This window comes from Bradyrhizobium sp. 482_C4_N1_8, from assembly GCF_052075965.1.
Lineage (GTDB): Bacteria > Pseudomonadota > Alphaproteobacteria > Rhizobiales > Xanthobacteraceae > Bradyrhizobium > Bradyrhizobium barranii.
This window is the reverse complement of the sequence record NZ_CP197231.1, coordinates 1580293-1594674: the sequence shown is the minus strand read 5'-3', so window position 1 is coordinate 1594674 and position 14382 is coordinate 1580293. Positions and strand designations below refer to the sequence as shown.

At 62.5% G+C, this 14382-nt stretch carries 13 protein-coding genes; 6 read left to right on the top strand and 7 right to left on the bottom strand.

Going from position 1 to position 14382, the window contains the following annotated elements:
• Positions 1–7: 7 nt before the first annotated feature.
• The 5 genes from AB7Z56_RS07490 (at position 8) to AB7Z56_RS07470 (ending at position 5346) form a co-directional block, all read left to right on the top strand.
• On the top strand, positions 8–475 hold the full coding sequence (locus AB7Z56_RS07490; protein WP_063981241.1) for a DUF302 domain-containing protein: 468 nt from the start codon (positions 8–10) through the stop codon (positions 473–475).
• 32 nt (positions 476–507) lie between these two features.
• The gene (locus AB7Z56_RS07485; protein WP_063981240.1) at positions 508–843 is read left to right on the top strand and encodes a hypothetical protein; all 336 of its coding nucleotides are present in this window, start codon (positions 508–510) and stop codon (positions 841–843) included.
• A 153-nt stretch (positions 844–996) separates the two neighbouring features.
• Entirely contained in the window at positions 997–2058 is a 1062-nt protein-coding gene (locus tag AB7Z56_RS07480; protein WP_283017535.1) for an HlyD family secretion protein, read from the top strand.
• A complete protein-coding gene (locus tag AB7Z56_RS07475; RefSeq protein WP_354265729.1) occupies positions 2055–4385 on the top strand; it encodes an ABC transporter permease in 2331 nt (776 codons plus the stop codon). The genes AB7Z56_RS07480 and AB7Z56_RS07475 overlap by 4 nt, the downstream gene beginning before the upstream one ends.
• Positions 4372–5346 (top strand): HlyD family secretion protein, encoded by a 975-nt coding sequence (locus tag AB7Z56_RS07470; protein ID WP_063981237.1) that lies wholly within the window; start codon positions 4372–4374, stop codon positions 5344–5346. The genes AB7Z56_RS07475 and AB7Z56_RS07470 overlap by 14 nt, the downstream gene beginning before the upstream one ends.
• A gap of 116 nt (positions 5347–5462) precedes the next feature.
• Here AB7Z56_RS07470 and AB7Z56_RS07465 read toward each other — a convergent pair whose 3' ends face one another.
• Entirely contained in the window at positions 5463–5609 is a 147-nt protein-coding gene (locus tag AB7Z56_RS07465) for a hypothetical protein (RefSeq protein ID WP_187388109.1), read from the bottom strand.
• A 440-nt stretch (positions 5610–6049) separates the two neighbouring features.
• Here AB7Z56_RS07465 and AB7Z56_RS07460 point away from each other — a divergent pair, with 440 nt between their 5' ends.
• Positions 6050–7975 carry a sigma-54-dependent Fis family transcriptional regulator gene (locus AB7Z56_RS07460; RefSeq protein ID WP_063981236.1) on the top strand — a complete coding sequence of 642 codons (1926 nt, stop codon included), beginning with the start codon at positions 6050–6052 and terminating at the stop codon, positions 7973–7975.
• A 94-nt stretch (positions 7976–8069) separates the two neighbouring features.
• On the opposite strand, the gene AB7Z56_RS07455 is transcribed toward AB7Z56_RS07460, so the two are convergent.
• From AB7Z56_RS07455 to AB7Z56_RS07430, 6 genes are all read right to left on the bottom strand, one after another.
• Complete coding sequence (locus tag AB7Z56_RS07455; protein WP_063981235.1) at positions 8070–9698, bottom strand: molecular chaperone GroEL; 1629 nt, start codon at positions 9696–9698, stop codon at positions 8070–8072.
• Positions 9699–9776: 78 nt separating this feature from the next.
• Complete coding sequence (locus AB7Z56_RS07450; RefSeq protein WP_256376462.1) at positions 9777–10565, bottom strand: metal-sulfur cluster assembly factor; 789 nt, start codon at positions 10563–10565, stop codon at positions 9777–9779.
• Positions 10566–10570: 5 nt separating this feature from the next.
• Positions 10571–11614: an amidohydrolase family protein gene (locus AB7Z56_RS07445; RefSeq protein WP_063981233.1), complete on the bottom strand. Its 1044-nt coding sequence runs from the start codon at positions 11612–11614 to the stop codon at positions 10571–10573.
• Positions 11615–11725: 111 nt separating this feature from the next.
• Positions 11726–12082, bottom strand: a complete 357-nt coding sequence (locus AB7Z56_RS07440) for an MmoB/DmpM family protein (protein WP_028150059.1) — start codon at positions 12080–12082, stop codon at positions 11726–11728.
• 46 nt (positions 12083–12128) lie between these two features.
• The gene (locus AB7Z56_RS07435) at positions 12129–13232 is read right to left on the bottom strand and encodes an aromatic/alkene monooxygenase hydroxylase subunit beta (RefSeq protein WP_063981232.1); all 1104 of its coding nucleotides are present in this window, start codon (positions 13230–13232) and stop codon (positions 12129–12131) included.
• A gap of 49 nt (positions 13233–13281) precedes the next feature.
• Positions 13282–14322 (bottom strand): 2Fe-2S iron-sulfur cluster-binding protein, encoded by a 1041-nt coding sequence (locus tag AB7Z56_RS07430; protein WP_063986107.1) that lies wholly within the window; start codon positions 14320–14322, stop codon positions 13282–13284.
• Positions 14323–14382 lie beyond the last annotated feature (60 nt).

Genomic DNA, 14382 nt, shown 5'->3' with positions numbered 1-14382 from the left:
TGACATCATGAGGCTCTTCACACTGATCCGGATCTCCGCGCTGGTCGCGACATGTTTCTGGGAGACGCAGGCAATGGCTACAGACGGACTTATCACCATCAAGAGCAATTTTGGCCCGCAGGACACGATGACGCGGCTCGAGACCGAGGTGAAGGCCAAAGGCCTCACCGTGTTTGCCCATGTCGATCACGCCGCGGGCGCTGCCGCCGTCGGCATGACTCTGCGGCCGACCGATCTCCTCATCTTCGGCAACGCCAAGGGCGGCACGCCGTTGATGCAGCAGGCGCAGACCGTCGGCATCGACCTGCCGCTGAAGGCGCTGGTCTGGCAGGACGAGCAAGGCGCGACCTGGCTGTCCTACAACGATCCGGCCTATCTCGCCGGCCGTCACGGCGTCGGCGAGCCGGCCAAAACCGCCATCGGCGCGATGACCGCCGCACTGCATGCCATCGCGGCCAAGGCCACCGCACCGTAAGCGCGCCGCGACGGCCGCGCGAGGAGAGGTTCATGAACGTGACCAGCGGGCAACCGGCGCCGCCCAAGGCGCAAGACGGCAAGCTCGCCAGATGGCTGGTCATCGCGGCGTTGTGCGCCATGCTCGTCGCCGCGAGTGTTCTCGGCTATCTCGGCTGGACCAGCACGGATACCAGCGTGCCGGCGTCCGGCTATGTCGCGCTGGTGCTCGGCGTGGTGTTCTCGCTGGTTGTCGGCGTCGGCCTGATGGCGCTGGTGTTCTACAGCAGCCGCAAAGGCTATGACGAACCGGTGGTGCTGATCCGGGAGCCGGAGAGCGATTCGGAGGATGGACAGAGCGGCCCGCGCGAAGCCGCAACAAGGGGTTGACGGGGTGACGGGTGTTTTGCCCGACGAGCAATCCGAATAAGATGGCCGCCGGCACGTCGCGGAGTATTGAAAGTACCGCACCGCTTCGCGATTGCGACTGGGCCTGGCAACCGAATAGAGTGGGCCATCCCGTCACGAGAAAGGGAGTCAGGCATGGACGCGCCGAGCTCTGACAAGGACATTCAAAACACACCCGACGAGCCGGCTAACGAACAGGCGAAAACCACGCGCAACCCAACACGTACTCCTTCCATCATCGTCGGTGTCGTTGCGGCTGCCGTCGTCGCGCTTTCCGCCTTCTATCTCTTACGACCCGAACCCTTGCTGGTTCAGGGCGAGGTCGATGCAACGCGGCTCGATATCGCGGCGCGCGTGGACGGACGGGTCGGCAAGATTCCCGTCGAGCGCGGCCAGAACGTCGCTGCGGGCGCGGTGCTGGTCCAGATCGACAATCCGGAAACGCTGGCCAAACACGACCAGATGAAGGCGGCCAAGGCCGTTGCGGACGCCCAGCTTGCCAACGTACTCGTCGGAACGCGGGTGGAAGTGATCGCGGCACGGAAGGCGGAGATGGAGCGCGCCCAGGCGGCGCTGGTGCTGGCACAGAAGACGTTTGACCGCACACACACCTTGACCGAGCAAGGCAACGCGCCGCAAGCCCGCCTCGATCAGGCCACCGATGCGCTGCACGAAAGCGAGCGCGCCGTCGACCAGGCCAAATCGGCCTATGAGCAGGCGGTCAATGGCTACACCAAGGAGGAGCGGGCCATTGCCAATACCAATGTCGAAAAGGCCAGTGCCGATATCCAGAGTGTCCAGTCGATCATCGACCAGCTCGTGGTTTATGCGCCCGTAGCCTCGCAGATCTATCAGCGTAATGTGGAACCCGGCGAATACGTCTCGCCGGGCGTCCCGCTCGTCACCTTGATCAATCTCGCGGACCTCTGGGTGCATTTCGATCTGCGAGAGGATCTCGTCAAAGGCCTCAAGGTCGGCGATCGCTTCGATGTCCGCATTCCCGCCCTCGGCGACCGCTCGGTGACAGTCGAGGTCAAGCTCATCGCGACCAAGGGCGAATATGCAAGCTGGCGGGCCACGCGTGCTTCGGGTGATTTCGACCTGCGGACGTTTTCGATCCGTGCCTATCCGGTGCAACCGGTGCCCGAGCTGCGACCGGGAATGAGCGCCTATCTGGATTGGCGGTCACGGCCATGAGGCCGGCGCCCAAGCCCGGATTTCTGCTGGTCGCGCGGCGCGAGTGCCGCTGGCTGTTTCACGATCGCGTGGCGCTGCTCCTGATCTTCGGCGTGCCGCTGTTCGCGTTCGTGGTTCTCACCACGGTCTTTAGCCATCCGGTCATCCGCGGGCTCGGCGTGACTGTAGTCGACGAGGACAAGTCGGACGCGTCGCGCGCCCTGGTGGAATACATTGCGGCGTCGCCAAGCCTGAAGATCGTCGACCGCTCCGGCACGCTGTCCACGGCCGTGCAGGACATACGCTCCGGCAAGTCGATTTCGGCCGTCTACGTCCCGCCGGATTTCGAGCGCGACCTGAAGGCCGCGCGCCGCCCGCAGATCGTCGGATTTTATAACCAGCAGTTTTTGACTCCTTCCGGGATCGCATCCTCGGGTCTGAGCGATTCACTTTCCGCAGCGGCAGCGGTGGCCGCTCCCGCCAGTCGCGCGGCACCTGCGCCAGCGTCCCTGGGAGCGCTCAAGGCGGAGACCATGGCGCTCGTCAATCCGCAGAAGAACTACGCGCAGTTCCTGCTGCGCGCGCTGCTGCCGACCATCATCCATGTGGTGATTACCCTTGCCGCCGGCTATTCCGTCGGCTCCGAATTCCGCCGCCGCGACGCGCGGGCGTGGCTCGAAAGCGCCGGCGGCGATCCGCTTGTCGCGCTGGCCGGCAAGCTCGCGCCGCTGTTCTGCATCTTCATTTTGATCATGCTGGCCGAGCCGCTGTTCCTGGAGGGTGTGCTGGAGATTCCCTTCAAGGGCGACTTGCCGTTGATGATCGCTGCGGCCTCGCTGCTGATCATCGCCTATCTGTCGCTCGGCGCCCTGCTCCAGCTTCTGGTCGGCGATCTCGCCACCGGACTCGGGCTTGCGGGCCTCATTGCCTCGCCCGCATTCGGCTATGCCGGCGTCGGCTTTCCCACCATCGGCATGAATGCCTTTGCGCAGACATGGAGCGCGATCCTGCCGCTTCGCTGGTACATGGCCGTCCTGCTGGGACAAGCCGCGCGGGGATTGCCGGTCGCGGATTCCGCTATTCCCTTCGCTGCACTTGCCGGCCTGGCGCTGGTCTTTGCCGGCCTGGCGTGGATGTGCATGGCGAACGTCACCCGCAAGGGCTGGTTCGCAACAGCGCGGCCTGCCGAGCCACACGAGGTCATCTCCACACCGCGCGGCGTCGGCGGCGCCTTCGTGGCGGAGTGGCGGCGCGTGCTGGGAACGCGGGGCGCCTTCGCTCTGCTGTTTCTCGCTCCCCTGGTCTACGGCATCTACTATCCGCAGCCCTATCTGAACCAGATCCTTCGCAAGCTTCCGATTGCGGTCGTCGATAACGATCTCAGCAATCTCAGCCGGCAGATCGTCGAGACGCTGGACGCGAGCGGCGCATTAAGCGTGACGGTTCGCGCCCGAACGCTCGCCGAGGCGCACAGCGCGATCGATCGCGGGCAGGCCTTTGCCGCCGTCGAGATTCCACCCGACACCGAACGCGACGTGCTCAAGGGCATCACCGCCCACATACCCGTCTATGCGGACGCAACCTATCTGTTCATCTTCAGATCGAGCGCCAGCGGGGTCGCCACCGCCATCGGAACCTTGACGTCCGAGCTGGTTTCGCGCGGCGCGCGCTCGGATGGCAGCCTCGTCAAGGCGAAGCTCGCGACGTCGAGCCCGGCCGACGTGTTGCTGCAGCCGATCTTCAACCCGGTGGGCGGCTATGCGAGCTACGTCGTTCCGGCGGCGTTCATCCTGATCCTGCAGCAGACCCTGCTGATCGGCGCAGCGATGCTGACCGGCACCGCGCTGGCGAGCGGAGGCGCAGCCTTTGCCGGCGTGCTCGGCCGCGGCATCGCGCATCTGACCGTCTACCTTCCTGCGCTCGCGCTCTATCTCATCGTGCTGCCGCGGATCTACGGTTTTTCGACACTCGGCCATCTTCCGCAGATCCTCGCGCTCGCGAGTGTCTTTCTGCTGGCAACGAGCTTCATGGGGCAGGCTGTCGGGGCCTGGTTCACGCGGCCGGAGAACGCAACCATCCTGCTGCTGGCGACGAGCCTGCCGCAGTTCTTCATGGCCGGCTTCGCGTGGCCGCGCGAAGCAATTCCGGACGTGGCCCTTGCGTTCGGCCGGTTATTCCCGGCCGACTCCGCGATCGACGGCCTCGTGCGCGTCAACCAGCTCGGCGCCGGTATCTGGGAGGTTGCGCATGACTGGCTCGCATTGTGGTGCCTGGCGCTCGGCTACTTCGCGCTCGCGGTGATCTCGGCATTTGCCGTCAGGAGGAGACAGGGACATGTCCAACCTTAGACCTGCCGCCTTCGTCGCGATTCCGCTCGCGCTGGTCGCGGCGGGCGCGCTGCTCTATGTCATGCGCCACGCGGCACCGCCCGCCGCCATCGTCGGCGTCGTGCGCGCGACCGAGATCAGGGTCGAGCCGGAGGTCAACGGCCAGCTGGTCTCGATTGCGGTCGAGAAGGGTGCCTCTGTGAAGGCCGCCGACGTCGTGGCGCGGCTCTCGGCGGTGGAGTTGACGGCGCAGGCGGACCAGGCGCGTGCCGTGCTCGCGTCCGCCGTCGCAAGCCGCAACAACGTCTATGCCGGCGTGCGCCGCGAACAGGTCGATTCGCTGAAAGCCGCCATCGCCAAGGCCGGCGCCCGCCTCGACTACGTGCAGGCTCAGCTCACACGGACCAGCACGCTGGCGCGCCAGAGCTTCGAATCCCAACAGTCGCTCGACCAGGCCGAGAATGACGTTGCAAGCGCGCGTGCCGGCGTGGCGGAGGCCCAGGCCAATTACGATGCGGCCGTGGCGGGACCGACCCGGGAAGAGCGCGCGGTCGCCGACGCTCAGGTGCAGGCTGCGGCCTCCGCGGTCACCGTGCTCGAGCGCCGCCTCGACAAGATGGTGTTGCGCGCGCCGGCCGACGGCGTGGTCAGCGTCATCGCCGCCGAGGTCGGCGAAAATGTTCGCGCGGGCCAACCGATCCTGATGGTCGAGGCCGCGGGCAGGCAATGGCTCTCGTTCAACGTGCGCGAGGATCATCTCGATCGTCTCGCGATGGGAGAAACAGCGAACGTGATGCGGAACGGCGCTAATGGCGCGACCAAGGCGGTCATCACCGAGCTGCGGCCGCTCGGAACGTTTGCCACCTGGCAAGCTGAGCGGGTCATCGGCGATCACGACCGCAACACGCTTCGCCTGCGCCTCGACCCGAAGGGAGAGTTAGCAGGCCTTGAGCCGGGCATGACCGTCTGGATCGGCCCCTAAACCCCGGTGATTTGAGCTCGCGGAACCAAGCGGTTCCGACCGTCTGCAAAATGAAGCCCCAGCAGTCATTGAGACCACTGGGGTTTTTCAACAGCCTTGCGGAATTCGAATTCAGCCTAGCTGGTGACGGCGGCTTCGGTGTAGGGCGCCGTATTCTTCGCGCGGTTGTCGATGCTGAGAGCGCCCGCACCGAAAGCCGCGATCTGGAGCAGTCCGCCCGCCATCATCACGTTCTTCAGGAAGTGAATCACCCCGATGTCCATAGCTGCGGCCCATGCGGATGACCGAAGATACTAGCGCGCGCCGCCCAATTCCCTGATGCTGCGCCGCACTACAGCGCGCCTAGCCCGGACTTTCGAACAGATCGAGCCGCGGCCCAGCGGAACTTCGATCGCTACCTTTGCTAGAACCATTCAAAATGTATAGGCTGATCCGGTCAACGGGCTTGAGAGAAAGGCCTGGGACGTTCGGGACGTGGAACGCTGAAGGGGTTGCTTGATCGGAAGGCGCGGTCGTCTTCACGGCGGGTGCGACGGATATGGAATCCGATTCAGACGGCCGTCACGGCGGCCGGGAAGGGTCTTACCGTCGGACTTTACGTGAGCGAACCGGCAGTTGCGGCAGGCACTCCCCCGCATTCAGGTGAATGATCGCAGGGCCCGTCATGAGCGGGTCCAGCACCTTTCACGTCGGAGGAGCCGGGATGGACCAACGAGAAGTGCTGGCGGCGTGGGAGAAGTTCGTCGAGCGCGGAGCGTTGTCATCCGACTTGAGATCATCGGTCGCAGCGTCGTGGCAGCGATCCAGGAACCATCACGTCACCGTCGACCGTGCGCGAGCGCCGCTGGTCGCGGACGCCGAGTTGTTTCGTCATCGCTCCAAATACGCCTCGCTCCGTCATGCCGCCCGCTGCGCTCTCGAGAACTCAAAAACATTTCTGCGCGATGCAAACTCAATCATGATCCTCACCGATCCGAGTGGGCTGATCATCGATACGCAGGGCGACGACAGGGTCATCGACGCCGGCCGCGCAGTCCATCTCGAACACGGAGGACGCTGGAGCGAGGCCGACATCGGCACCAACGCGATTGGCGCCGCGATAGCGGAATCGAAACCTGTCCAAATTCACGGTACAGAGCATTTCTGCTCGGAGGTGCAGCGGTGGACTTGCGCTGCCGTCCCGGTTCATGACCCGACCGATGGCGAACTGCTTGGCGTGGTCGACATCTCGGGTCCTGCAAGCACCTTCAATCCGCAGAGCCTGGCTTTGGCCGTCGCGGTCGGCCATCACGTGGAAAGCGTTCTGGCCCAATCGGTCCGACAGGAACACGAGGAGTTGCTGTGCCGCTTTCTCGGCAGGAGATCGCAATGGGCGAACGATGAATGCATCGTGCTCGATCGTCGTGGCACGATCCTCCACGCCACCGAGCGTGCTCTGAACGCACTCCAGCATGATCGCCACGGCATTTACAACGACGCGCCAACCCGCTTTTTGAAGACGGTTCCCTTCGATGAGTGGCCGAGCAGGTTGAAGGAGCTGCTTCCGAACGCGAGCTTCAACTTCGTCGAGAACGAACGCTCCGGCATCGGCGCCATCGTGGTGCTGCATGCGCGACGACGGCAGTTGACCACGCATCGCGACGTCCATAAATCGAGATCCGAATCTGACGGTCGCGAGACCGCGAGCTCATCATCTGCCCGAAAGGATTCAAAGCCGGAACCACGGTCTCTTCAGAGCATGGCCGCCGGCTTCGTTGCGGACGACCCCGCGGTCCGAGCCATCGTCCGTCAAGTCGAGACCGCGGCAGCACGCAAGATGCCCATCCTCATCCGAGGCGAGACCGGAACCGGCAAGGAACAGCTTGCCCGCCACGCCCATATGGCGAGTGGGCGGACCGGCGCGTTCGTTCCAGTGAATTGCGCCGCCCTGCCGGAAAGTCTGATCGAGAGCGAGCTGTTTGGCTATGCCGCCGGAGCATTCACCGGGGCGCGGCGCGGCGGCGCGATTGGACTGGTCAAGGAGGCCGACGGCGGCACGCTGTTCCTTGACGAGATCGGCGACATGCCCGTCGCGCTGCAGGCGGTGCTTCTGCGCCTGCTCGACGACTGGACCGTGCGCCCCGTCGGCGGCGTCAGATCGAAGGTCGATGTCTTTCTCATCTCCGCCACCAATGCCAGGTTGGACAAGGCCATCGCCGAAGCCCGGTTCCGATCCGACCTGCTCTATCGTCTCAATACGCTCGAGGTCAACCTGCCACCGCTCCGGGATCGCAACGACTTTGATGCCATCGTTCGCCATCTGCTCAATGCGATCGACCCGAATTGCGAAATCACGCGGACGGACATTGCGCATCTCGCCGCACGTCCCTGGCCTGGCAACGTCCGCGAGCTCCGCAACGTCCTGGCGCGATTCACCCTTGCCGCTGCGGACGGCTCTATCAGCGAAGCCAGCGCGGAGAGCATCGTTCAACACCCCGGAGCGGAGTCCGGATCGCTCCACGACATCCACCGCGCGCGAATCCTTGTGGTGTATGCCGAGACCGCCGGAAACGTCAGCGAAACCGCGCGACGCCTCGGCGTCTCAAGAAACACCATCTATCGCGCACTGGGGCAGAAGAAGCCCGAGTGATGCCATAGTGCCTCGAATCGCCGATGCTACGAGTATCGCAGCATGCCCTACTATGGACGGAGCGCGGTCGCTTCGAACCGATGATCGGCTCCGCTCAAAGCAGCTCAGCTCCACCACCCCGGGCCGGGCCAGCGGTCGGATCGTAGTCATCCGGCTTCTTGGCGATCAAGGTCTGAGTCGTCAGGATCAGTCCGGCCACCGATGCCGCATTGCGAACCGCGCTGTAGCAAACCTTGACCGGGTCGATGATGCCAGCTTCGACAAGATCGACCGCCGAGCCATTGCGCACGTCGAGCCCGTAGCCATTCGTGGCCTTGGCAATTCTCGCAACTTCCGCCTCTCCATTCAGACCGGCATTGGCGGCAATGTAGAAAAGAGGCCGACTGAGCGCGCGCTGCAGCAGCTCGGCGCCCTGCCTGGCGCCTCCGTCCAGACGGTTGATCAATTCGTCGAGCCTTGCAGCGATCCTGAGCAAAGCCACTCCGCCGCCCGGCACAATGCCTTCTTCGATCGCGGCGCGGGTCGCGTTGATCGCATCCTCGATCAACTGGGTCCGGCGTTTTTGCTCGACCGGCGTCGCGCCGCCGGCAAGAATCATCGCTGTGCCGCCGGACAGTTTTGCGATGCGCTCCTGGAACTTGTCGCGCTCAATATTTTCGGGAGCGACATCGTATTGGCGCAACACCTGCTCGCGTCGCGCCGCGATGGCCTTCTGATCGCCACCTCCCGCCGTGATCAGGGTCTTCGAGGCGGAAATGCGCACTTGGCGCGCGGACCCGAGGTCGTGCAGCTCCACCTTCTCGAGCCTCCCGCCGAGATCGGCCGAGATAACGCGCCCTCCGGTCGCGATCGCGATATCCTCGAGCATCGCCTTGCGCCAATGGCCGAACTCCGGCGGATGAATCGCGGCAACCTTGAAATTGGATTTCTCCCGACGCGCCAGCAATTGCATGATGACAGATGGCGCCACTTCCTCGGCGATGATCAGCAAAGGTCGCCCGCTCTTTTCGATGAGCGAGATCACACCAGCCAGTTGCTCCCCGGTCTGGATCTTGAGATCGGTCATGACGATGAACGGACTGTCGAGAACCACCTGCATTTTCTCGACATCGGTGACCATATGATGTGAAAGATAGCCGCGATCGAAGGCCATGCCTTCAACGATTTCCAGCGTCGTCTCGACCGTGTTGCCAAATTCCACCGCGACGATTCCGTGATTGCCGGCACGTTCGAAGGCTTCGCCGACCATATCGCCAAGCGCTGTGTCGTTGGCGGCAATGCTCGCAACAGCCCGCAGGCCAGCAGACCCCTGCAGCGGTCTCGCCGACCGTCGTAACGCCGTGATGGTCTCACTAACCGCCAGCTCCAGCCCTTGAACCAGCTCGACCGGATTGGCGCCGGCCGCTAAACATTTCAGGCCTTCCTGCACAAGAACATCGGCCAGCACGGTGGCCGTGGTGGTGCCGTCCCCGGCTACCTCATTGGTTCGCGCTGAAACCTCACGCAACACCTGCGCGCCCATATTCTCAAACGGGCATTCAAGTTCGATTTCGCTGGCAATGCTGACGCCATCGCGCGACACGATCGGTGTGCCGATCGGTCGGTCCATGATCGCGTTCATGCCCCTCGGACCCAGCGTTCCGCGTACCGCCTTGGCGAGCTTGGCGACGCCCCGGCCCAGCGCGGCCCGCGCAGCTTCATCGTGCAACATGATCTTCGGCATTCTATATCCCCGACTTTGCCTTGAGGTCGTCTGGTCTGGACTTGTTATCGATGCTGCGCACCCGCATCACGGCACCTGTTACGTGCCCGGCGACGCCGGCATCGTCCTCGATTTCGGTACGAACGGTGTGTCGAGGTCGAACCGCGCGGCAAGCAGGCCGCGGCACAGTGCGCCGTTGAATTCAGCATTGATGCCCACGCGCCGTAGATTCGACAGGTATGCGGCAAGGCCGTCGGCTTTCAGCCGCGCTCCGTTCGCATCGACAAAGGCGGGTTCACCACCGCTTGCCGGACCTACGACGGCACGTCGCTCGAGATAGCGCTGAATCAGCGTCTCACCTGCATCGTCGAGCGGCAGGCAACCGAGCTCCGTCAACGTCAGGCTCACGATCTCTGCCGCCGATTGCCCCAGCGCGACGAGGTGACTGAGTAGCGCAACCTGCCGGCGCTGGAACGCCTTGACGAGGAATGTCTGACGCAGATCATCGAGGCTGCCATCGGCCTCGGCGCCGAACGTTTCCTGGAACGAGCGCCCCTGCGCGAGGCCCGCATTAATCTTGTCGGCATACATGTGCTCACCCAAGACCACGCTGACGCCCTTGACCCAGTCCAACGCGCTGATGGACCGGCGCATGTCGTCCGCCATCAGGAACGAAAAGTTGGCAGCGCACCAATAGGTCGGCAAGCGGAACTCGATGTGGACCCGATCCTTCGCGTCGACATCGGCCCTGGTCACGAAATTCAGGTCGATGACGGACTCGTCGAGTTCCGGGTCCATCACGTCTCGCAGGCAGGCCCATATCTGCGCCTGCCTGTCATCTGACGAATGGCTTCTCGGCCGCTCCCTCCCCTCAACGCCACGCTTCATGGCCATCACCTCGGCGCGTGAACAGCTTCGGGCAAGTAGGCATAACCGCCGCCCGCCTGGATCTTCTTCTTCTGCGCTTCGACATCGATGCCGTAGATACGCGCGGCATTGAGACCAAGGATCTTGATTTTCGTCTCCATCGACAGCACCGAACCGGTCTCCTTGGTGACGTCGGCCGGAATTTCAAATGCCATGAACTTGTCGATCAGCCATTTCGGCGTCCAGATGCCATAATCGCTGCCGTAAAGGATCTTGTCCGGTCCGACCCAGAATAGCAGTTCGGAAATGACGTGGGCGAAGTACCCCGGCCGCGAATGGATGAAGGGCAACGCCACCGCGAGGCCGGCATAGACATTGGTTTCCTGGGTCGCGATCCAGCAGAAGTCGTCAAGGCGCGGCAAGCCACAATGCTCGACGATGAAGTTCAAATCCTGGAACGAGGTGGCGACGTCATCGATATCGGCGACATCGAACGCATCCCGGTTCAACGGGATGATCGTTGGCCCCTTGTGGACGTGGATGTTCTTGATCCCGAGCTTCTGCGCCGCCTCGAGATACTGGTAGGACGCCTTGTCGGTGAGCTTGTAGCCCTTCGACTCGCCACGCCATTCGGCGGTGTAAAGCTTGACACCCTTCAGCTTGTGCTTCTCGGCGAGCGCATGAAGGTCTTCGATTCCCTTGGTACCGTCACGCGGGTCAAAGGCGCCGTTCAGGATGAAGCGGTCCGGATGGTTTTTCTTCATCGCCGAGTTTCGTTCGGTGGTATTGAAGCCGTTCTTGTAGAAGTCGGTGAGATAGGTCGGCTGCAGGATCGCCATGTCGTCGTAACCGGTGACGAACAGGTCGTCGAACATCGTCTTGGCGTCGTACTTCTCGAACTTCTCCTTCTCCCATTTCTCCGACGGTGGGCTCAGATTCGAGTGATAGGCGTAGAAGCAGTCGATGAACTGCTTGCCGTGGATGTTCTTCTGGTTGGCCGGGCTACCATCCCAGAAATGCGTATGCCCATCGATGACAAAAATCTCTTCACCCTTGGCCGTCCTGTACATGGCGTTACTCCCGCTCCGCTGGATATTGCGTATTGTTGTGAGGCGCGATTGATGTCGTCGAAATGAGCCCGGCCGGCTCTGGTGCCGGCCAGGCTGGTTCGCTGGCGATCATTAAACGATGTATTTCATCATCTCGTTCATGTCGCCGAACAGCATGACGGTGTTGTCATCCGTCATGACCATGCGGCCGTAATGCGTCGAGGTTGAAATCTCGAAGAGATGCGGGGTCATGACGCGGCCCAACTCCTCGGAAATCTCATCCATCTTGAATTCCATCTTGCCGTCGCCATCGATACGGATCATCGCCGGCATGTAGGTCACCTTGATGTGTTCATGACGGCTCATGACTTCGGCGATAGCGCGCGCCTCGACGCTATCGTTCATTGTCACTCCGCATTGATGCGACACCGTGTCCTCGAACGTGATGTCTTTCATCGATTTGAAGATGTTGTCATTCTCGTGCAGCATGTCGGTCTCCAGAAGGATTGAGTGTGAGGGCGTGAAGCGATGCCGATTACGACGCCAGTCCGGCCGGAACCGTCAGGCCAAGCTCGGCGGCGATACCCCTGATACGATTCTTCGCGTGTGCCATGGCATCGGCGAAAGCCGCGACCTTGACCCGAGGCTGCGACCAGATGGGCTGCAAATGATTGGCGGCATCGAGCGCGAGATCGGCATGATTGGCCAACCATTTGTTGAACAACGCAAGGTTCTGCGCCCCGAAGGTCGGATCAGTGCCGAGGATGTGGAACAGCTCGACGGTGTTGGCGAGATTGCGCTCATAGTCGGCTTCCGCAGCGGAGACGACAGCCGGAGTGATGAAGTCGTTCTGCGCAGACGCCGCCTGCATCAGGAAGCCTGAGCGGAAGAGTTCGCCGACCAGCGGCTCGAACACCGCATTGGTCGCAAAATATTGCTCGAGATAGTCGTTTGAACCCATCACTGATTCAACCGACTTGCGCACGCCTTGCCAGATCGGATCTTCCAGCCAGTGCTTCTTGCCGGCGGCAATGTCGAAGCCTGGAAGGTCGAGGCCGATTTCGCTCAGATAAAGAGTGATGTCCTGCGCGAAGCGAAGCTTGTAGGACGAGTTGGTCAAGATCGCATTGTTGACCATCTGCGTGTAGCCGTAACGCTGCGCCTGCATCGTCGAGGTGCCGAGACCGAACTCGGCATGCTTGTAGGCTCCGAGATGGTTCTGCAATATCTTCACCCAGGCGGGATCGAAGCGGGTCGGCGCGCCCGATTTCCGGCCATTCTCGATGGTGTTCTGCACCATGCCGCAGATCGTCGACTGGCGCTGGTAATGGGTACGCTCCCACTCCTGGTCGACAGCCCGGAATTTGTGCCAGTTGGAGCTTTTTGCCGCCGTCCAGTCCTTGGAGTAGGTCGGCGTTCCGTCAGGGAATGAGATGATCCAATCCTGCAGCAGATAGCGCTCCGGATCGGGTTGAACATCGACCGTCATGTCTTCGTAATGGGTCGCCTTGCGCCCCTTCGGTTCGAAGTAGTTGTATTTGCGGCTGTCGGAGCCCGGGAAAACCGCGGCCCCCGCGGCTCCGGATTTGACGATTGCCGCAGGCTTGGTCGCTGCTGCTCTGCTCGTTTGCGCGCTCATTGCTTACTCCCTTTCTGCCATTCTGTTCTGCGACGAACCTCGAACGCCGTCATCGCACCGCCGGCGTAAACTTGTCGAAATAGATGTGGTCCGGCTCGACGCCGTTCATTTGCAGCACGGGCAATACGGCGTCGATCATCGGCGTCGGCCCGCACGCGTAGGCGTCGATGGCGCCGCTCAGCTTCTCCTCGCGCAGATGGCGCAGCACGACCTCGTGGATCAGTCCGGTCTCGCCGTCCCAGCCGTCACCCGTCTCCGCATGCGACAGTGCCGGCACGAATTTGAAATCGTTCAGCCGCGCCGCGATGGCCGCGAGTTCATCGAGGTAGAACAAGTCGGCGCGGGTACGCGCTCCGTAGAAAAACCGGACCGGTCTCTGCTCGCCACTCCCGATGTGATCGGCCAGGATCGACCACAACGGCGACATGCCCGAGCCGCCGCCGATCAGCAGCATCGGCCCCGGACGTTCTTCGCGCCGGAAGCAGGTGCCATACGGCCCCTTGGCGATCACGGCGTCGCCGACGGCCAACTTCCCATCAAGCTGGGACGAAAACGCCCCGTTCGGATATTTCTTGATGATGAAGCGGAGATTGATGCCTTCTCCGGGCGGGTTCGCCATCGAAAAGGCGCGGGTGATGGTGCCATCCTGAAGCGTCAGATCGACGTACTGGCCGGCCCAGAACTTCATCGGCCTCTCGATCTCGATCTCCAGCAATCTGATGTCTGACGTCAGCGCGCTAATCCCTGCCACGCGGCCGGAAAATGCCTTCACCGCGATCGAACGGCTGAGCAGGTCTTCGTCATAGTTGAGCAATTCAACACTGATGTCGCTGTAGACATGCGTCCGGCACAGCAGGATGTGGCCGGTCTCGCTCTCGTAGTCCGGCAGGGCGAAGGTCGAGTATTTCAGAAGCTCGATGTCCCCCTCGACCAGCTTTGATTTGCAGCTGCCGCACTGACCTTCCTTGCAGCCATGCATCAGCGAGATGCCCTGACGAAACGCGGCATCCAGGACGGTCTCGCCCTCTTCCACTTCCATCTCGATACCCACTGGTTCGAAACGAACCATGTGAACCCGCACGTCCGTCATGATCCCGGCCCTGTCGTCGTGGCAGTTGTACAGAACGATCGGCAAACCGTTGCCGGTCCC